Annotated in this window: 15 protein-coding genes; 6 read left to right on the top strand and 9 right to left on the bottom strand. The window is 68.3% G+C overall.

What is annotated here, in order from left to right; all coding sequences use genetic code 11:
• On the bottom strand, nt 1-1,596 hold the full coding sequence (locus FHW12_RS13530) for a tetratricopeptide repeat-containing sulfotransferase family protein (RefSeq protein ID WP_182531556.1): 1,596 nt from the start codon (nt 1,594-1,596) through the stop codon (nt 1-3).
• Nucleotides 1,597-1,710: 114 nt separating this feature from the next.
• Complete coding sequence (locus tag FHW12_RS13525) at nt 1,711-2,814, bottom strand: PilT/PilU family type 4a pilus ATPase (protein WP_182531555.1); 1,104 nt, start codon at nt 2,812-2,814, stop codon at nt 1,711-1,713.
• Nucleotides 2,815-2,930: 116 nt separating this feature from the next.
• Here FHW12_RS13525 and FHW12_RS13520 point away from each other — a divergent pair, with 116 nt between their 5' ends.
• The 6 genes from FHW12_RS13520 (at nt 2,931) to FHW12_RS13495 (ending at nt 8,314) form a co-directional block, all read left to right on the top strand.
• Nucleotides 2,931-3,326, top strand: coding sequence for a DUF4398 domain-containing protein (locus FHW12_RS13520; protein ID WP_182531554.1), 396 nt, complete (start codon nt 2,931-2,933; stop codon nt 3,324-3,326).
• The gene (locus FHW12_RS13515) at nt 3,323-3,997 is read left to right on the top strand and encodes a hypothetical protein (protein ID WP_182531553.1); all 675 of its coding nucleotides are present in this window, start codon (nt 3,323-3,325) and stop codon (nt 3,995-3,997) included. The genes FHW12_RS13520 and FHW12_RS13515 overlap by 4 nt, the downstream gene beginning before the upstream one ends.
• 457 nt (nt 3,998-4,454) lie before the next feature.
• On the top strand, nt 4,455-4,667 hold the full coding sequence (locus FHW12_RS13510; RefSeq protein WP_131992071.1) for a YdcH family protein: 213 nt from the start codon (nt 4,455-4,457) through the stop codon (nt 4,665-4,667).
• Nucleotides 4,668-4,807: 140 nt separating this feature from the next.
• Entirely contained in the window at nt 4,808-6,178 is a 1,371-nt protein-coding gene (locus FHW12_RS13505) for a pyridoxal-phosphate dependent enzyme (protein ID WP_182531552.1), read from the top strand.
• Between the two features lie 16 nt (nt 6,179-6,194).
• On the top strand, nt 6,195-7,160 hold the full coding sequence (locus FHW12_RS13500; RefSeq protein WP_182531551.1) for a DUF4214 domain-containing protein: 966 nt from the start codon (nt 6,195-6,197) through the stop codon (nt 7,158-7,160).
• Nucleotides 7,157-8,314 (top strand): trans-sulfuration enzyme family protein, encoded by a 1,158-nt coding sequence (locus FHW12_RS13495; RefSeq protein WP_182531550.1) that lies wholly within the window; start codon nt 7,157-7,159, stop codon nt 8,312-8,314. The genes FHW12_RS13500 and FHW12_RS13495 overlap by 4 nt, the downstream gene beginning before the upstream one ends.
• A gap of 54 nt (nt 8,315-8,368) precedes the next feature.
• Here FHW12_RS13495 and FHW12_RS13490 read toward each other — a convergent pair whose 3' ends face one another.
• The 7 genes from FHW12_RS13490 to FHW12_RS13460 form a co-directional block, all read right to left on the bottom strand.
• Complete coding sequence (locus tag FHW12_RS13490) at nt 8,369-10,405, bottom strand: hypothetical protein (protein ID WP_182531549.1); 2,037 nt, start codon at nt 10,403-10,405, stop codon at nt 8,369-8,371.
• Nucleotides 10,406-10,461: 56 nt separating this feature from the next.
• Nucleotides 10,462-12,438: an acetoacetate--CoA ligase gene (locus tag FHW12_RS13485; RefSeq protein WP_259393051.1), complete on the bottom strand. Its 1,977-nt coding sequence runs from the start codon at nt 12,436-12,438 to the stop codon at nt 10,462-10,464.
• 150 nt (nt 12,439-12,588) lie between these two features.
• On the bottom strand, nt 12,589-15,105 hold the full coding sequence (locus FHW12_RS21085; RefSeq protein WP_220484453.1) for a GtrA family protein: 2,517 nt from the start codon (nt 15,103-15,105) through the stop codon (nt 12,589-12,591).
• Nucleotides 15,102-16,046 carry a WxcM-like domain-containing protein gene (locus FHW12_RS13475; RefSeq protein ID WP_182531548.1) on the bottom strand — a complete coding sequence of 315 codons (945 nt, stop codon included), beginning with the start codon at nt 16,044-16,046 and terminating at the stop codon, nt 15,102-15,104. Before FHW12_RS13475 ends, FHW12_RS21085 begins: the two co-directional genes overlap by 4 nt.
• On the bottom strand, nt 16,043-16,984 hold the full coding sequence (locus FHW12_RS13470) for a glycosyltransferase family 2 protein (RefSeq protein WP_182531547.1): 942 nt from the start codon (nt 16,982-16,984) through the stop codon (nt 16,043-16,045). Before FHW12_RS13470 ends, FHW12_RS13475 begins: the two co-directional genes overlap by 4 nt.
• Entirely contained in the window at nt 16,984-18,099 is a 1,116-nt protein-coding gene (locus tag FHW12_RS13465; RefSeq protein WP_182531546.1) for a DegT/DnrJ/EryC1/StrS family aminotransferase, read from the bottom strand. The genes FHW12_RS13470 and FHW12_RS13465 overlap by 1 nt, the downstream gene beginning before the upstream one ends.
• 172 nt (nt 18,100-18,271) lie before the next feature.
• Nucleotides 18,272-18,592 (bottom strand): H-NS family nucleoid-associated regulatory protein, encoded by a 321-nt coding sequence (locus FHW12_RS13460; RefSeq protein ID WP_182531545.1) that lies wholly within the window; start codon nt 18,590-18,592, stop codon nt 18,272-18,274.
• Nucleotides 18,593-18,677: the final 85 nt, after the last annotated feature.

Below are 18,677 nucleotides of genomic sequence, written 5' to 3'. Positions count from 1 at the left end.
TCAGGTCGACGACAGCACGGCGAGCTCCCGCCGCAGCGGATCGAGCAGCGCACCGTAGCGCGCGCCGCGCGCGGTGTCGCGGCGCAGCGGCTCGCGCACCTGCATCGCGCTCGGCGAGCGCACGTCGCGCTCGGTGCGGTGGAATTCGAGGCAGGCCTGTTCGAACGGCAAGCCGAGGAAGTCGAGCAGGGAGTGGATGTGCTGTTCCGGCCGTGCGACGAGATCCTCGTACACGCTCTCGTGCACGTGCGCGGGGTGGCGCGCGAGGCCGTCGCACACGGCGCGGTCGAACGCGCGCCAGAATGCGGCGAGATCGCCGAACGTGCGCGTGTATTCGTTGTTGTAGAGGAATTGGCGATAGCACGAGAAGCACGTCTCGAGCGGATCGCGGCGCACCGCGACGATGCGCGCGCCGGGCAGCATGCGGCGGATCGCGTCGATGTAGTACCAGTTGTTCGGCAGCTTGTCGGTGAACAGCGCGCGCCGCCGGCGCCAGTGCGCCGTGCGATCGAGATAGCGCTGGCCGAGCCGGCGCCAGTCGTCCGCCTGCATCGCACCGACCCACTGCGGATACGCCTGCTGCCGACGGCGCGACTCCTCAGCGACCAGCAGCGGCAGGTCGGCGAGTTCGCCGGCGCCTTCGATCGCGGAGTGCGAGGCGAGGATCTGTTCGATCAAGGTCGAGCCGGACCGCGGCAGGCTGACGATGAAGATCGCCTCGTGCCCGAACGCGCGGTCGCCGGGCACCCTCGCCGCTGGCGCCGCATGGGCATCGCGGATCGACGCCATGAACGCGTCGAAGCCGGCCGCATCCCAGCGCCGGCGCCGCCGCGCGACCGCATTCGCCTGTTCCAGCGCGGCGAGCGAAGCAGCGTAGTCGCCGCGTTCGTCGAAGGCCCTGGCGAGGGCGAATCCGGTCGCGACGACGTCGTCGTCGCCAGCTCGCGCATCACGCAGCGCGGACTGCATGCGCGCGATGTCGTCGGCTTCGAAGCGCGTCGTCCTGATGTCGGCGAGCCCCCACCACGCGATGCCCGTGCACGGGCGCTCGGCGAGGATGCGCCGGTACTCCGCCGCGGCTTGTGCGGGCTGGTTCGCGACGCGCAGCATGTCCGCGAGCAGCGCGCGCGCCTGCACGTGCGACGGCGCGAGCTCGACCGCGCGCCGCAGCGCGACGACGGCTTCGTCGTGGCGCACGCAGCGCGTGAGCAGCACGCCGAGATTGAACCACGCGAGCGCGAGGCCGGGCTGCAGTTCGCAGCAGCGTCGCAGGGCCGCGATCGCGCCGTCGTAGTCGCCGGCCTCGGCGAGCACGGTGCCGAGCGTGTTGTGGTACAGCGCGTCCCCCGCGCGTTGCGCGACCGCCTGCCGGATCGCACGGATCGCCGCCTCGTGGTCGCCGCGCTGGCTGCGAATGCCCGCCCACAGGCGCAACACCTCCGGCTGATGCGGGAACGCGGCGATCGCCGCGCCGACCTGCGCTTCCGCCTCGTCGACGCGGCCGGCCTCGAGCGCATTCGCGGTCGCGACGACCTGTTGCACCGCGAGCGGCGTCAGGCCCTGCAGGCGGGGCGGGAGGGGTGGCGACGTGGGCATGGTGCGGTCGGTGTTCCGCCGCCGAGTCTAGCAGGGCGTGCCGGATCGCTCGTCGGTCTGCGCCGGAGCGGTACGCGTGCGCCTTCCCCGCTGCGCGGAGAAGGCGCCGTGGCGTCAGTAGTTCGACATGTCGAAGTTTTCGGCCATCGGCGCGTCGCCGCCTTCGGCGAGGCGCACCTTGAGCGCGAGGCCGTCGCGCGAGTCGGCGTGGTTGAGCGCTTCCTCGAGCTCGATCTTGCCTTCCTTGTAGAGCGCGTACAGCGACTGGTCGAAGGTCTGCATGCCTTCCTGCAGGCTGCGGTCCATCGCCTCCTTGACCTCGTGCACCTGGCCGCGGCGCAGCAGGTCGCGGATGTGCGGCGTGTTGAGCAGCACTTCGACCGCGGGCAGGCGGTGGCCGTCCTTGCCCATGACGAGGCGCTGGCTGATCACCGCGCGCAGGTTCAGCGCGACGTTCATGAGGATGTTCTTGTGCGCCGATTCGGGGAAGAAGTTCAGGATGCGCTCGATCGTCTGGTCGGCGTTGTTCGAGTGCAGCGTCGCGAGGCAGAGATGGCCGGTTTCGGAGAACGTGATCGCCGCCTCCATCGTCGTCGCGTCGCGGATCTCGCCAATGAGGATCACGTCGGGCGCCTCGCGCATCGCGTTCTTCAGCGCTTCGTGGAAGCTGTGCGTGTCGAGGCCGACCTCGCGCTGGTTCACCACCGACTTCTTGTGCCGGTACAGGTACTCGATCGGATCCTCGATCGTGAGGATGTGACCCGAGGTGTTCGCGTTGCGGTGGTCGATCATCGAGGCGAGCGTGGTCGACTTGCCCGAACCGGTCGCGCCGACCAGCAGGATCAGGCCGCGCGGCTCCATGATGATGCTCTTGAACAGCTGCGGCAGGCGCAGTTGCTCGATCGACGGGATCTCGCTCTTGATCGCGCGGATCACCATGCCGACTTCGCCGCGCTGCTTGAACACGTTGACGCGAAAACGGCCGGCGTCCTTCACCGCGATCGCCATGTTGAGCTCGAGCGCCTTCTCGAACTGCGGCACCTGGCCCTCGTCCATGAGAGAGTAGGCGATCTTCTTGACCATGCCGTTCGGCAGGCCCGTGTTGCCGAGCGGATAGAGCTTGCCCTCGACCTTGATGTTCACCGGAGCGCCGGTGGTCAGGAACATGTCCGACGCACCCTTCTCGGTCATCAGTTTCAGGAAATAGCCGATATCCATCGCCGTTCTCGCTCTCGTTCGTTCGTCTCGTTCGCCGGTTCATCGGACCAGCATTGCCAAACCGGGCGTCGCCTTCCCAAAATACGCACTCTCTTCTGCAGGCGAGCGGCGAAGTTATGACACCAGCACGCGAAAAAATCCATGCGTGGATCGTGATTCTCGCGACCGCGCTGGCTGCAGGGTGCAGCCCGACCAAGCCGCCGCTCGACGAACTGGACGCGGCCTCGCGTGCGCTCGCCACCGCGCGGCAGGCGGAGGCGCCCCAGCTTGCGGCCGCCGAGTACCGCGCGGCCGGCCGGCACTTCGACCAGGCCCAGGCTGCCCAGCGCGAGGAGGACTACGATGCGGCCGCGCAGTTCGCCGCCGAATCGCTCGCCGACAGCGAGCTCGCCCTGGCCAAGGCCAAGCTCGCGAAGGCGCGCGGAGACGTCGAGCACCTGACGCGCGAGAACGAGGGCCTGCAAGGCGACCTCGACAGCCACCCCGCCGCCCTGCAGCAGGAGCAGCCATGAACCTCGTCCGTCCCGTCCGCTGCGCGATCGCCTTCGCACTCGCACTGGGTGCCGTGAACGCCGTCGCCGCGCGCGACGACGACTACCAGCGGCTGCTCGACCGCTTCAACACGCTCGCGACCGACCCCGTGCTCGGCACGCGGGCGTCCGTCGCGATGGATCGCGCCCGCCTCGCACTCGCACACCTCAAGGAAGCGCGGCGCGGCGAGCGCGAGCATTGGATCTACATGACCGAGCGGCGCATCGACAGCGCGCGCGCGAGCGCCGAGGCCGAGTCGCTCGACGAGCAGCGCACGGCGCTGCAGCGCGAGAACGATCGCCTCCAGCTGGCGATCGCCCGGCGCGACGCGGAGCAGGCGCGCGCGGAACTCGAGCGCCAGCGCCTGCAGGCGCAGATCCGCGCCGAGGAAGCGGAAAGCGCGCGGCGCGACGCCGAAGCGGCGCGTGCCGAAGGCGCGCAGGCGACGCAGGCGGCGGAATCCGCGCGCGCCGAAGCGGAGCAGGCCAAGCGCATGGCTGCCGCGCAGGCGAAAGCGGCCGCACTGGCGAAGAAGGAAGCGCAGCTCGAGGCGGCGCTCTCGGGCGACAAGGCCAAGGCGGAAAACCCGGCGAAGGACAAGCCCAAGGCGAAGCCGAAAGCCAAGCCGTCGGCGCCCGCGAAGTCGGACTGACAGCGGCGCGACGATATTGCCGTCGCATCCTGTTGATTTGGCGCAACTCGCTGTTTGCGTTAAAAATTTATCAAGCGCGTCGGCGCCTTGGCGGACGCGCGATCGCGCGTTTTTCCGGTTGCCAAGGCAGGGGCATCGGAGTAGCGTCTAGCTCCCAAGTGGCCCGTTTTTTCCTGGACCCCACTTGGGCCAGAGCCCATGACAGCAGCGATCGCGACAGAGGAAAGCACTCCCTCGGTTCTCCGAGGCGCGGGTCGTGCGTACGGACGTTTCCTGGCAGTGGCGTCCGCAGCAAGGCCCGACGATATCCGCTCCGCCCTCGATGCACCGTCCAAGGTAACGGCGGCTCTTTCCGAGCCATTTCGCAACCCCGCGGTAACTCGTCCCGCTCCGCAGCGGCACGGCCGAAAGGCCGTGCCGCCGCGTGCGTGTTCCTTGCACTAGAGGAGGTTGGCTGATGTTCGAGCAGAACCAGAAAGAAGTCGAAGCGCTGATGCAGAGCAACGCCGAGTTCCGCAGCCTGTACCAGCGCCACAAGGAACTGGACAGCAAGGTGCGTGATGCGGAGCTGGGCGTCCTGCCGATGGACGACGTCACCCTGCACAACATGAAGAAAGAGAAGCTGCACGCGAAGGACAAGCTCACCTCCATGTGGGCCGCGGCGCACTGACCGGATGCCGTTGCCGACGCCGCCGCAGAGGCGGTGACGTCGGCGACATCCCCGCCCTCGGGTATCATTCCGCGATCACCTCCGGCCGGAGGTGACGACCGTCGACGGGCTGCGCCCGCGACGCCTCACGCGGAGCCCGCATGACGATCCACCAGAGCGTACTCGAGCTGATCGGCCGCACCCCGATGGTCAAGGCGCAGCGCCTCGATACCGGCGCCTGCGAACTCTTCCTCAAGCTCGAGAGCGCGAACCCGGGCGGTTCGATCAAGGACCGCATCGGCTTGTCGATGATCGAAGGCGCCGAGAAGGCCGGCAAGCTCAAGCCGGGTGCGACGCTCGTCGAAGGCACCGCCGGCAACACCGGCCTTGGGCTTGCCCTCGTCGCGCAGGCGAAAGGCTATCGCCTCGTGCTCGTCGTGCCGGACAAGATGAGCCGCGAGAAGATCTTCAATCTCAAGGCGATGGGCGCGGAAGTCGTGCTCACGCGCTCCGACGTCGCCAAGGGGCACCCCGAGTACTACCAGGATCTCGCCGAGCGCATCGCGCGCGAGACGCCGGGTGCGTACTTCATCAACCAGTTCGGCAATCCCGACAACCCGCTCGCGCACGAGCGCAGCACCGGCCCCGAGATCTTCGAACAGCTCGACGGCAAAGTCGACGCGATCGTGTTCGGCTGCGGCTCGTCCGGCACGATGACCGGCCTGTCGCGCTATTTCGCGAAGGTATCGCCGCGAACCGAATTCATCCTTGCCGACCCGGTCGGTTCGATTCTCGCGCAGTACATCAACGAGGGAACGCTGTCGACGAAGTCGGCGAGCTGGATGGTCGAGGGGATCGGCGAGGACTTCCTGCCGTCGATCAGCGATTTTTCGCGCGTGAAGAAGGCTTACGCGATCGGCGACAAGGAGAGCTTCCTCGCCGCGCGCGAACTGCTCGCGAAGGAGGGCGTGTTCGGCGGCTCCTCGACCGGCACCTTGCTCGCCGCCGCGTTGCGCTATTGTCGCGAGCAGAAGGAACCGAAGCGCGTCGTCACGCTCGTCTGCGACACCGGCAACAAGTACCTGTCGAAGATGTACAACGACTACTGGATGCTCGACAACGGCTTCCTCGAGCGCCAGCCGACCGGCGACCTGCGCGACCTCATCCTGCGTCCGTACGCGCAACACGATACCGTCGTGGTCGGTCCGAACGAGCTGCTGGTGACCGCGTACAACCGCATGAAGCTGTACGACGTGTCGCAGCTGCCGGTCATGGACGGCGACCGCATCGTCGGCATCCTCGACGAGTCGGACCTGCTGCTGCACGTGCACGCGGACGAGAAGAAGTTCCGCGACACCGTTTCGACCGCGATGGTCGAGAAACTGCAGGTGCTCGACGTGAAGTCGCCGATCGAGGCGTTGATGCCGGTATTCGACGCCGGGCACGTCGCGATCGTGATGGACGGGGCGAAGTTCCTCGGCCTGATCACGCGCATCGACCTGTTGAACTACCTCAGACGGAGGGCGGGATAGCCATGGACCACAGCGGATGCGGAGCGGCTGGGGCGGCGGCAAGATGAAGGCCTTGCGGCAGGTCGCGGGAAGGATCCGTTCGGCCATCATCACCCGCACCGGCGCGGGGGATATCGGGCCCGAAGAGTTCGTGCGCCTCGCGTACCTGGTCGTCCTGCGGCGTCCGGCGGACGCGACCGGCATCGACGGTTGGCGACGCCAGATCGAGCGTGGGAACTTCAGCACGCAACGCGTGCTCGATTCGCTGCTCGGTTCCGAGGAGTATCTCGCCAACTGCGGCGCGGATATCTTCCGCCGCCTGCACATGGCGCGCCAGCGCTGGATTCGTTCAGTCGATGCCTTCGATTCCATCCTCGATATCGGCGGGAGCAGCGCCGGTCGACGCGAGGGTGCACTGATCGAACTCGGGTATCCCCACCGCCCCTCGCGGCTGGACATTCTCGACCTTCCGCCGGAACGACAGTTCTGGGGTACGCCGACGTTCGATCAGACCGAGCCCTTCGATTTCGATTGGGGGCGCGTCACCTATTTCCACGGAAGCGCCGAGGGCGTCGCGAACGTGCCGGCGCTGCAGTCGCGCCGATACCAGTGCATCTTCATGGGCCAGGCGATCGAGCACATCCTCCCGGAGAAGCTGCCCGAACTGCTCGCGTGGATCCGTGCCCATCTCCTGCCGGGCGGGCGATTCGTCATGGACACGCCCAACCGCGCGATTACGAAGATCCATTCGCCGGACGCCTACATCAACGAGGACCACAAACTCGAATACACGCCCGACCAGTTGGAGGAGGTCCTCGCCGTCTCGGGTTTTTCGGTCACCCGGAAGACGGGGCTGGTGCACCTGCCCGAGATGGCCCGCACGGGCGTGTTCGACGCGCGCTGGTTCACCGAAGCAACGCTCGTCCATGACGATGCCGACGCATCGTACCTGTTCGCCTTCGAAGCGGTACCGAACCCGCAACACACGGATATCCATCAATGAAGAAGAACGATCTGCAGCTCGGTACGCGAGCCATCCATGCCGGCCAGTCACCCGATCCGTGGACCGGCGCGATCATGACGCCGATCTACGCGACGTCGACCTACGTGCAGAAGAGCCCGGGCGTGCACCAGGGTTACGAGTATTCGCGCACGCAGAACCCGACGCGCATGGCCTACGAACGCTGTGTCGCCGACCTCGAAGGCGGCCGCCAGGGCTACGCGTTCGCGTCCGGCCTCGCCGCCGCCGGCACCGTGCTCGAGCTGCTCGACTCGGGCAGCCACGTGATCGCGATGGACGACCTCTACGGCGGCAGCTATCGGCTGTTCGAGCGCGTGCGCCGGCGCAGCGCGGGACTCGACTTCACCTTCATCGACCTCAACGACGCGGCGGCGCTGAAGGCGGCGCTCAAGCCGAACACGCGCATGATCTGGGCGGAAACGCCGACCAACCCGATGCTCAAGCTCGTCGATCTCGCCAAGGTCGGTGCGTTCGCGAAGAAGCACGGCCTGATCTTCGTGGTCGACAACACGTTCTGCTCGCCGATGCTGCAGCGTCCGATCGAACACGGCGCCGACATCGTCGTGCACTCGGCGACGAAGTACCTCAACGGCCATTCCGACATCGTCGGCGGCATCGCGGTGGTCGGCGGCAGCGCGCACCTCGCCGAGGAAATGGCGTTCCTGCACAATTCCGTCGGTTCCATCGCCGGCCCGTTCGACGCGTTCCTCGCGATGCGCGGCCTGAAGACGCTGCATCTGCGCATGCGCGCGCACTGCGATGGTGCGCTGACGCTCGCGCAATGGCTCGAGAAGCATCCGGCGGTCGAGCGCGTGATCTACCCCGGGCTCAAGTCGCACCCGCAGCACGCACTCGCGAAGAAGCAGATGGACGGCTTCGGCGGCATCGTCTCGGTCGAGGTGAAAGGCGGCCTGCGCAAGGCGCGCAAGGTGCTCGAGCGTTGCGAGCTGTTCGCGCTGGCTGAATCGCTCGGTGGCGTCGAAAGCCTGATCGAGCATCCGGCGATCATGACGCATGCGTCGATCCCGCCGGCGAACCGCAAGCGGCTCGGCATCAGCGACGGCTTGATCCGCCTGTCGGTCGGCGTCGAGGATGTCGCTGACCTTCGTTTGGAACTGGAGCGGGCGCTCGCGTAAGCGGATCGGGCAAGGACGTCATTGCGGCGGGTGTGATCGTCCGGCCGACCGTGCCTACGGTCCTGCAGCGACTTCGATCGTCGTATCGACGCCGCCGTCGAACCATGCGACGAGTTCCTGCACGACGCCCACATGGATCGCATAGCGGCCGGGCTGATCGAACGGCCCGAGCTGCAGCGACGCCTCGATGCCCTGCGCAGGGGCGATCGGACGAGGCAGGGAGGCACGGAAATTCATCTGACCGTTCGTGCTTTCGACGTAGGCGCCGACAAGTATTGGGTTCGCGCTGACGCGGGGATCGACGGTGGCCAGGGTGAGGCTGCTCCCGTTCACCACGCGAATGCGCACGTCGAGCGTCGCGCCGGCCTCGACACGGAGCGCGGGTTGCTCGAGTGTCACCTTCGCGGAGCGGTCGGCCGGTGCCAGCGGGGCGAGCGCGGCGATCGACAGCAGTGCGTGGTCGCTGGCGAACGCCTCGACCTCGGGGCCGTCGGTGACGTACAGCGCAAGAGGAGCGCTATGCGGTAGCGGCGAGGGGCGTTCGACCGCTACGAAACGCATGTCCGCCGGCGCGGGCGCGTCCAGCCGCTGGATGACGCCGCGCACGCAGCCGTTCGTGACGTTGGCGATTTGCGGAAACAGGCGCCAGCCGAGATCGGTCCTCTGCCAGCCGTCCAGGGCTGGATCGAGGTCCAGGCACAGGCCGTCGCTCGTGCCGTCGGCGAACGCGCGTGCGACGCCGACGACCTGACGGTCGCCGGTGAAATAGCGGCCGCCGGGATACGTCGTCGTGGATGAAAAGGTCGCGAAGGCAGCAAGATTCAGCACGACGAATGCCGCCCGCGCGCGATTCGCGCTGCCGCGCCATGCCAGCGCGATGATCGAGGACGCGCCTGCGAAGCACGCGAGGATAGCCATCCAGGCCGACGACTTGGGCAGCAACTGTTGCGAGAGATGCAACAGCGGTGAATTGATCTGGTTCCAGTTCGCCTTCGCAGCCGGCGGAAGATGTTCGTACGCGAGTGCGGTGATCCCCACACCGACGACCGCGGTCGCGAAGACCCAGAGCAGGTCGCGGCCGCGCGCGGCTTCATCCTGCAGTCGAACCAGCCCGGCCGCAATCAGTGGCACCAGCGCCGGCAACGCGTAGCGACCGTACGCCAGCTGGTCTGCACGCTCCGGCGGCACGAAGAAGGCCGCTGTCGAGAACAGGCCCGCACCCATGGCGACGACGGCGGCCATGAGCACCACGCTGGGCGACGACCATCGATCCGCACGCAGCTCGGCCGCGACGCAGCGCAGGGCGATCACGAACAATCCGAGAGAGGCGACGACCGCTTCGGTCGTGCAGCCGACGAAGTTCGACAGCAGCCATGGCCACGCCGACGGCGAGGCGAGACGTTCGAGCAAGGCCATCGGCGAATAGCCGCCGTGCATGTTGTGCAACGTCCCGGCGATTCGCTCCAGCGGGCCATGCAGCATCGACACCGCGAACATCATGACCCACGCGAGCACCATTGCGGGCCGGATTCGACGCAACCGCACGGCTGCCAGCGAAAGCGCGGCGAGCACCGCCGTCGCCGTGACGAGTCCGCGCGGATGCACGAGGAAAAGGGCCCCGGCGATCGCGCCGAACGTGACGCCAGCCGCCATCCGCGGTTGGCGCAACAGCGAGGCGGCCATCGCCAGCAGCCACGCATGGAGGCATATGAGCGCATTGTCGGACATCGTGTACTGGCTGAGCACCAGCACCGGCGCGTAGCATGTAGCGGCCAATGCTGCGCGCGCTCGCACGCCGGTTTCGAGGCTTGGCCAGAGGCTACTTGTCAGCCGGAACAGCGCGAGCGGAACCGTTGCGATCATCAGCGCGTTGATCAGCAGTGCCCCGTGGTAGATCGCGTCGGGGTCCCGCGAGAACGCGAAGGCCGGCAGCAACAGGACGCTGTATCCGGAGTAGTAGTCGACCGTCGGCAGGATCGACCGGCCGGCGATCATCGCCGCGCTCAGCAGGTACGAGCCTTCGTCCGCCTGGACTTGCGGACCGTTCAGAAACCAGCTTGCGCCTGCCAGCATCCCGAACAGGCCCAACATCCACCAGAGCAGAGGCGTACTCCCACGCGCGCCTCCTGTTGCGGCCGCCATGGCGATCAGTACTGGAGTTCCGCGAGTGCGCGGAAACACTCGAGCGCCTGCGGATTCGCCAACGCGTCGGTGTTCTTCACCGGCCGGCCGTGGATGACCTCGCGCACCGCGATCTCGGTGATCTTGCCGGAGATCGTGCGCGGGATGTCGGCGACCTGCAGGATCTTCGCCGGCACGTGGCGTGGCGTGGTGTTCGCGCGGATCTGCCGCGCGATGCGCTCGCGCAACGCGTCGTCGAGCACGATGTCCTCGCGCAGGCGCACGAACAGGATCACGCGCTCGTCGTCGCCCCAGTGCTGGCCGACCGCGACCGACTCGAGCACTTCCGGCACCTGCTCGACCTGGCGGTAGATCTCCGCGGTGCCGATGCGCACGCCGCCCGGGTTGAGCGTCGCGTCGGAACGGCCGTAGATGATCACGCCGTCATGTTCGGTCAGCAGCGCGTGGTCGCCGTGGCACCACGCGCCTGGCACGCGCGCGAAATACGCGTTGCGGTACTTCTCGCCGTCCGGGTCGTTCCAGAAGAACACCGGCATCGACGGGAACGGCGCGGTGCACGCGAGCTCGCCCTTCTCGCCGCGCACGGGCTTGCCGTCGTCGTCGAGGATCTCGACCTTCATGCCGAGGCCGCGGCACTGCAGTTCACCGCGGTATACCGGCAGCACCGGGCAGCCGAGCGCGAAGCAGGAAATGATGTCGGTGCCGCCGGAAATCGACGCGAGCAGCACGCGATCCTTGATGTCGCGGTAGACGTAGTCGTAACTCTCCGGCGCGAGCGGCGAACCGGTCGAGAGGATCGTCTTGAGCTGCAGCAGCTTGTGCGTCTCGCGCGGCTTGACGCCGGCCTTCTCCGTCGCGCTGAGCCACTTCGCGCTCGTGCCGAACACGCTGATGCCGACCTCGTCGGCGAGGTCCCACAGCGCGTTGCCGTCCGGATGCGACGGCGATCCGTCGTAGACGACGAGCGTGGCGCCGACCGCGAGGCCGGACACGAACCAGTTCCACATCATCCAGCCGCAGGTCGTGTAGTAGAACAGCCGATCCTCGCGCTTGAGGTCGGTGTGCAGCACGAGCTCCTTGAGGTGCTGCAGCAAGGTGCCGCCGACGCCGTGCACGATGCACTTCGGCACACCGGTCGTGCCCGACGAGTACATCACGTACAGCGGGTGGTCGAACGGCACCGGCACGAACTCGAGCGGGTGCTCGCCGTCGCCGCAGAAGTCCGCCAGCGAGACCGCGTTGCACAATCCTTCGAGGTCGAGCGGATCGCCGCTGTAGGGCACGACCACGAGGTGTTCGATGCTCGGCATCTCGTCGAGCACGCCGCGGATCTTCTCGAGGCAGTCGAAACGCTTGCCGCCGTAGCCGTACTTGTCGGCCGTGAACAGCACCTTCGGCGCGATCTGGCCGAAGCGGTCGACCACGCCGCGGATGCCGAAGTCGGGCGAGCACGACGACCAGGTCGCGCCGAGCGACGTCGTCGCGAGCATCGCGACGATCGTCTCGGGAATGTTCGGCATGAAGCCGGCGACGCGGTCGCCGACGCCGACGCCTGCTCGCTTGAGCGCGTGCGCGACGCGCGCGACTTCACCGTGCAGCTCGGCGTAGCTGAGCTCGCGCCGATGGCCCCACTCGTTGCGGAACACGATCGCGGCGCGGTCATCCTTGTAGCGCAGAAGGTTCTGCGCGAAGTTCAACGTGACGTTCGGGAACCAGCGAGCGCCGGGCATGCGCTCGCGGTCGACCAGCACGGGCTCGTGCTCGCCGTGCGCGCGGATGCCGCAGAACTCCCACACGAGCGACCAGAACCGTTCCGGGTTGCGCACCGAGAAATCGTGCAGCGGCGCGTAGCGGCGGATGTCGTCGTTGCCGGTGCTTTCGCGCACGAAGCGCATGAAGCGGCTGATGTTCGCGCGTTCGATGCGCTCGGAGCTCGGCTCCCACACCGGCTTGTCCATCGATGGCGTCGGGTCGTTGGTCATGCGTGCCTGCGGAGGTCGGGTTTGCGACCGCCTGAACGGTGGTCGCTGCACGTGCGCGCGACACGGCTTGCCGGGCACGACGAACATCGCGATTATCCGGCAACGGCGCGGTCCGCGCCAACCACGCCACCGCACCGCCGGCGGCGGCGATCAGAACCGCCCGGACACGCCCCAGGAAAGAGCGCTGATGCGGATCGACGGAGCCGCTGCCGTGTCCGGTGCGGTCGGCGCCACCGGTGCCTCGCTGCGGAGCGACAGTCGCGACACGCCCGCCCGCGCGTCGATCGCGGTGGAGATCTCCAGGTCCTCACCCGCGCGCAGTGCATGCACGGAGATCACCCGATCGTCGTACGACACGATCAGCTTGCGCGACGTCGTGCTGGCCAGGTGGAAGCGCAGGGCGATGGGCAGTTCCGACGGAACGGGATTGGCGACGACCAGATCGGCATCGCCCGCGGTGCTGGACACTTCGACGTTGCCCGCCTTCGACCAGCCCGACCATCCGCGCCCGAGTTCGACCGCGACATGCGGAACCATGTCCGGCCGCGCTTCCGCCACGCGATAGACGGCGCGCCCGAGCTCCGCGTCTTCGACGATCGGCGCGCCGAATTGCGCGCGCAGGTCACGCTCGATCGCCGCTCCGCCGTCCTTGTAACCGCGGCGGTCGACGTAGACGGCGGCGAATCCGGCGCGCGCGAGCGCGTCGCTGAACTCCTTTCCGCTGAGCGCGGCGACCTGCTGGTTCCACACGTCGGCGGGCCGGCCGTGCATGTCGCCGAAACTCCATTTCAGGCCGTTCGTGAACAGGTACGGTTCGAGCAGGTTGTAGCTGCCGACAGGGTGCGGGCTCTCCGGGAAGAAGGTGTACGGCAGTTCGAACACGCGGGCGCCGTCCGGCAGCGCCGCGCGAATCCGCGCGTAGAGCGCCCTGCGCGGCGCGATCGCCCCTGCGTTCTGGTGCGAGAGTCCCTTGGCCGGAACCTGGTCGAAGCAGGCGATGGCGACGACGAGGATCGTGGAGGCGACCTCCACCGGCAGGCGCGCCCGACCACGCGCCCATGCACCGACGGCGACGAAGAACGCGTACAGGGCGAAGAACCCGATGAAGACGCTGATGCGGTTGAGCCCGCGGAGTTCGGGAAGAAGCAGGCGGCCGACGATTGCGCCGAAGCCGCCGATGGTTGCGTAGAGGACACCGGCGACGCAGAGCGCGCCGGCGGCCCACAACCCGGCATACTTGCGAGCGTCGCCGAAGAACAGCGCGCCGAGGGCAGCGAGGAATCCGAGGGCGCCGATGAGCCCGAGCGCCGCGGTCGAATTCTCGTTGACGTTCGGTGCCGACTGCCGGTACACGGCCATGAATGCGTCGAGCGCGCCGACTCGATGGCCCGGCGTCGGGTAGAGCAACTGCGTGATGCGCAAGCCGTAGATCTCCGACTCCTGCGGCAAGCGTGCGGCCACCGCGGCGTTGGCGCCTTCCGAAGCGTGGTAGATCGCGTTCGGCAGGAGCGCGAGCGCGATCACCGCGACGATCGCTGTCGCGAAGACGGCGCCGACGCGCAAGGGTTGCCACTGGCGCGTCCTTGCGGCGCCGAGCGCGGCAGCGAACACGACGAACAACAGTCCGAACCAGGCGTAGTACACGCCCATTCCCGCAGCGGTGGCGATCGTGAGCACGGGAAGCCAGCCGATCCGTACCGCCCCCGGCACGTGCGCTGCCTGGTACGTCGCCAACCGCAGCGCGTAGTAGCCGAACACCGGGATCGCCGCGTACGAAGCGAGGAAGACGTGGCCGAATCGGAGGAAGTGGTACGGCAGCAACGCGAATGCGATCGCCCCGGCGATCGCCGGCAACCGGCCGATGCCGAGGCGGCGCAATGCCCAGCATGCGGTGAACGCGGCCACCGCGAACGACAGCAGGTAGAACAGGTTGAACGCGACGAACGGATCCTTGCTGAACAGGCCGATCAGCCGGATGAACGCATGGTGCGTGGGTTCGGGGATCGGGTAGTCGTACATCGTCGCGCCGAACGGTGCGCCGACGTCGGGGTTGCGCGTGTAGGAGCCGTGTTCGAGGATCGACTTGAAGATGTATTGCGCCGACGTCGCGTCGCCGCCCGTGCCGATCGGCGTGTGCAGGTCCAGCGGCCACGAAAGGAAGACGCACGCGCCGACCGCCAGTGCGAACAGCGCGGCGACGGTATCGTCGACCCAGGTGGGAACACGTGATGGTACGGTCGGATCCACGGTCGGCATGACGGCATCGGTCCTGCGGAAGAAATGCGGAGTGGTGACGATCCAGCGCGAGGCGACGTAGGTCAGCGGCAGCGTGAGCACGACCACCAGCAACGGCGCCACCTTCGCCGGCAGGCCTAAATGCTGGACCAGCACGACCATCAGCAGCGAGCCCGCGGCGAGCTGGATCGCGTAGACGAGCGGGAACGCGAGCGCGCGCGCGAGGCTCGGGCGCTGGCGGAACACGAACAGCGTGTTCGCCAAGTACGACCAGGCGACGCCGACCGCGTAGGCGATCCAGTACGCGGCGAGATAGGGCAGGAACGCGAGCAGGACCAGATAGACGGCGTAGGACACGAGCGTCGTGCTCGCGCCACCGAGCAGGAATCGGCCGATCGGTCCCGCGACGACCCGCCGCAGTGCGCGCATCATCGCGGCGCCGCGCGTGCGCCCGCCTCGGCGAGGTAGAGGTCGTAGTCGCGGATGTACTCGTTCGCGTCGTAGTAGTGCGAAGCGAACACGAGCAGCACGGCGTCGTCGGAATAGCGGTACTGCGTGCCCCAGGTCATCGGTGGGATGTGGATGCCGACGTCGGGCCGGTCGAGCAGCACCTCCGCGCGGCGCCGGCCGTCGTCGACGAGCACCGACACCGATCCGCTCACACAGACGAGGAACTGGTGGCACTCGCGGTGCGCGTGTTCGCCACGCACCTCGCGCCCGGGCACGTCGAAGACGAGGAAATAGCGCTTCGGCGCGAACGGCACCGTGCGCTCGAACTCGCCGACGCTGAGGCTGCCGCGCATGTCCGCGACGCGCGGCAGGCGGTGCACGGCGACGTCGCCGACGCCGAGGCGGCGGGTGCCGGTTGCCGCGGGCACGGCGTCGACGGCTGCGGCGGCGTCGGTCTTGGCGTTGACGTAGCCGACGATGCGGGCCGGGTTGCCGACGACGATCGCATTCGGCGGCACGGAACGCGTCACCACCGCGCCGGCGCCGACCATCGCATTGCGGCCGATCGTGACGCCGGGCAGCAGCGTCGCATTCGCGCCGATCGACACGTGGTCCTCGAGCACCGTCTGCGCGAAGCGCTCGGGATAGGCCTTGCTGCGCGGGAAGCGATCGTTCGTGAACGTCGCGTTCGGCCCGATGAAGACGTCGTTGCCCACGCGCACGCCGTCCCACAGCTGCACGCCGCACTTGATCGTCACGCGGTCGCCGACGACGACGTCGTTCTCGACGAACACGTGGTCGCAGATGTTGCAGTCCTCGCCGATCGTCGCGCCCGGCAGCACGTGCGCGAAGGCCCACACCCGCGTGCGTGCCCCGACCTTGGACGATTCGCAGAGCCCTTGCGGATGCACGAAATGGTTCATGGCGGTGGCGTTCCCGTGAATTCCTGCGCGCGCTGCACGATCGCCAGCGGCCGCTGCTTCGTGTTCTCGTACGCGCGCCACACATAGGCGCCGATGAGGCCGAGGCCGAACGTGTTGAGTCCGCCGAAGAACAGCAGCGTGAGCATCGTCATCGCGTAGCCGGGCAACGTGATGTAGCCGAGCAGGCGGGCGACCGCGACCACGCCGCCGAGCAGCAGCGAGGTGCCGAGACCGAGTCCACCGACGAGGATGAGCAGGCGCACCGGCAGGTCGGAGAACGCGAACACGCTGTCCATGAGGTATTTGAGCTTGCGCGAGAACGACCAGCCGCTGCGGCCGTGGCGGCGCTCGAGCCGCTCGTACGGCAGCACCGCGCGGCGCATGCCGAGCCAGAACAATTGCCCGACCAGCGATGTGTTGGCCTCGCCCATCGCGAGCAGCTCGGTGCGGAACGCACGGTTGCAGGCGAACACGTCGACGCCGCCGGGCGGGATCTGCGGCAGCACGAGGCGGCGGTACAACCACCAGAACGTCGTCGAGGCGAGGCGCGAGAAGAACGGGTCCGCGCGCGCGACGCGCGTGCCGACGACGACGTCGGCCTCGTCGCGCGCGAGCACGTCGTAGAAGCGCTCGATCAGCTCGATCGGCTCCTGCAGGTCCGCGGCCATCACGGCGACGTCGTCGCCGCGTGCCGCGGCGAGGCCGGTGCGGATCGCCGCGAACGCACCGAAGTTGCGCGAATGGGCGAGCAGCTGGGAGCGGAACGGCATCCGCGGCAGCGCGTCGCGCAGCAGCGCGTTGCTGCGGTCGGGGCTGCCGTCGACGACGAAGACGGCTTCGAGTGGCTGCGGCAGTCGTCGCGCGAGCCCGGCGATCGCCTCGAGCAGTTCGCCGATCGACGCTTCGTTCCCGTACACCGGGACGACGAGCGAATGCATCAGCCTTCCCATCGGTTGCAGGCGTCGATGACGAAGTCGACTTCATCGTCGTCGAGTTCGGCGAAGCACGGCAGCGAGAGCGACGCGCGCGCGAGGCGTTCCGCCACGGGCAGCGAAAGCTCCGCGTGGCGGCCGCCGAACAAGGGCTGGCGATGGTCGGGGATCGGGTAGTGGACGTCGACGCCGACACCGCAGCGCGCGAGGTGCGCGCGCAGCTCGTCGCGGCGCTCGCTGCGCACCACGTACAGGTGCGCGACCTGGTCCGGACCGGGTGGTGGCGGCACTTCGATCGCCGGGTGGCGGATGCCGCGGCCGTAGCGCGCGGCGATGTCGCGCCGGCGCGCATTCCAGCGGTCGACGAGTGGCAACTTCAGGCGCAGCAGCGCCGCCTGCATCTCGTCGAGGCGGCTGTTGCGCCCGTGCGCGACGCCGACGTTGTACTTCTCCTTCCAACCGTACTGGCGCAGCTGGCGCACGCGCACGGCGAGCGCGTCGTCGCCGGTCGTGACCGCGCCGCCGTCGCCGAGCGCGCCGAGGTTCTTGGTCGGGTAGAAGCTGAAGCAGGCGAGCGTGCCGAACGAGCCCGCGCGTCGTCCGCCATGCGTCGCGCCGTGCGCCTGGGCGCAGTCCTCGACCACGGCGAGGCCGCGAGCGCGCGCGAGCGGCAGGATCGCGTCCATGTCGGCGAGCGCGCCGTACAGGTGCGTCGCGACGACCGCGCGCGTGCGCGGCGTCAACGCGGCCGCGAGCGCGCGCGGATCGATCGTCGCGCGCTGCGGATCGACGTCGACGAACAGCGGCACGAGGCCGTTGGCGAGGATCGCGAGCGTCGCGTACATCGCCGCGTTCGGCGCCACCGCGACCTCCGCCCCGGGCGGCAGCTCGAGGCTCGCGATCGCCAGTTCGAGCGCGTCCGAGCCGTTGGCGACACCGATCGCGTGGCGCGTGCCGCAGTACGCGGCGAACTCGCGCTCGAACGCGTCGACCTCGGCGCCGAGCACGTACCAGCCGCTGGCGACGACGCGTGTGGCCGCATCGCTCATGCGTGCGCCGAGTTCGCCGCCGTTCTGGCGGTCGAGTGCATTGAACGGGATCTTCCGCGTGGCGGTGGGCATGGGCGCGTCGACAGGGGTAGGAGCGGCGCCACAGGGGTCGTGCACCGGTGAATTCGGGAAATCTTGCCAGACGCATGCCGCAGCCCGCTACCACGGGAGCGCGCGGCAGCCGATCGCGCAGACGAAAACGCCGGCGCAGGGCCGGCGTCGCGACGGAACTTCGGGGCGGCGTTCAGCCGATCAGGAGGTCTTTCTCCTTCTTGCCGGCCGACAGTGCCGCACTGAACCAGCGCGGCCGCTTGCCGCGACCGGTCCAGGTTTCGCCGGTCGCCGGATCGCGGTACTTCGGCTTCACCTTGCGCACGACCGCGGCGCGCTTGCCGCGCGCGCCGAGCACGTCGTCGATGCCGAGGCCTTCCGCCTCGACCAGTGCATGGATCTTGTCGCGCAGCCGCGCCGCCTTCTCGCGCACGAGCTCGCGCTGGCGCGCCTGCGCGCGCGCAATGAGGTCCGACAGCTGGGAGTGGTTCATCGACTTGAGGTCAATCGCCATGTTCTCGCCCTTCGATACGCGGCTGCCCTGCAGCCGGCGTCGACAAACCGGTGATGCTAGCAAAACGCGCGTGCGCGCCCGTGCC

This window comes from Dokdonella fugitiva, from assembly GCF_014138265.1.
Classification (GTDB): domain Bacteria; phylum Pseudomonadota; class Gammaproteobacteria; order Xanthomonadales; family Rhodanobacteraceae; genus Dokdonella_A; species Dokdonella_A fugitiva_A.
The sequence above is the reverse complement of the archived record's forward strand: the minus strand, read 5'-3'. Positions and strand labels throughout refer to the sequence as shown.

What these genes read in the sequence shown, in the direction of transcription:
- FHW12_RS13500 (WP_182531551.1), top strand. Translation starts at nt 6,195, where the DNA reads ATGCGGAGCGGCTGGGGCGGCGGCAAGATGAAGGCCTTGCGGCAGGTC.
- FHW12_RS13525 (WP_182531555.1), bottom strand. Translation starts at nt 2,814, where the DNA reads ATGGATATCGGCTATTTCCTGAAACTGATGACCGAGAAGGGTGCGTCG.
- FHW12_RS21085 (WP_220484453.1), bottom strand. Translation starts at nt 15,105, where the DNA reads ATGATGCGCGCACTGCGGCGGGTCGTCGCGGGACCGATCGGCCGATTC.
- FHW12_RS13490 (WP_182531549.1), bottom strand. Translation starts at nt 10,405, where the DNA reads ATGTTGGGCCTGTTCGGGATGCTGGCAGGCGCAAGCTGGTTTCTGAAC.
- FHW12_RS13475 (WP_182531548.1), bottom strand. Translation starts at nt 16,046, where the DNA reads ATGAACCATTTCGTGCATCCGCAAGGGCTCTGCGAATCGTCCAAGGTC.
- FHW12_RS13530 (WP_182531556.1), bottom strand. Translation starts at nt 1,596, where the DNA reads ATGCCCACGTCGCCACCCCTCCCGCCCCGCCTGCAGGGCCTGACGCCG.
- FHW12_RS13470 (WP_182531547.1), bottom strand. Translation starts at nt 16,984, where the DNA reads ATGCATTCGCTCGTCGTCCCGGTGTACGGGAACGAAGCGTCGATCGGC.
- FHW12_RS13465 (WP_182531546.1), bottom strand. Translation starts at nt 18,099, where the DNA reads ATGCCCACCGCCACGCGGAAGATCCCGTTCAATGCACTCGACCGCCAG.
- FHW12_RS13495 (WP_182531550.1), top strand. Translation starts at nt 7,157, where the DNA reads ATGAAGAAGAACGATCTGCAGCTCGGTACGCGAGCCATCCATGCCGGC.
- FHW12_RS13485 (WP_259393051.1), bottom strand. Translation starts at nt 12,438, where the DNA reads ATGACCAACGACCCGACGCCATCGATGGACAAGCCGGTGTGGGAGCCG.
- FHW12_RS13505 (WP_182531552.1), top strand. Translation starts at nt 4,808, where the DNA reads ATGACGATCCACCAGAGCGTACTCGAGCTGATCGGCCGCACCCCGATG.
- FHW12_RS13510 (WP_131992071.1), top strand. Translation starts at nt 4,455, where the DNA reads ATGTTCGAGCAGAACCAGAAAGAAGTCGAAGCGCTGATGCAGAGCAAC.
- FHW12_RS13460 (WP_182531545.1), bottom strand. Translation starts at nt 18,592, where the DNA reads ATGGCGATTGACCTCAAGTCGATGAACCACTCCCAGCTGTCGGACCTC.
- FHW12_RS13515 (WP_182531553.1), top strand. Translation starts at nt 3,323, where the DNA reads ATGAACCTCGTCCGTCCCGTCCGCTGCGCGATCGCCTTCGCACTCGCA.
- FHW12_RS13520 (WP_182531554.1), top strand. Translation starts at nt 2,931, where the DNA reads ATGACACCAGCACGCGAAAAAATCCATGCGTGGATCGTGATTCTCGCG.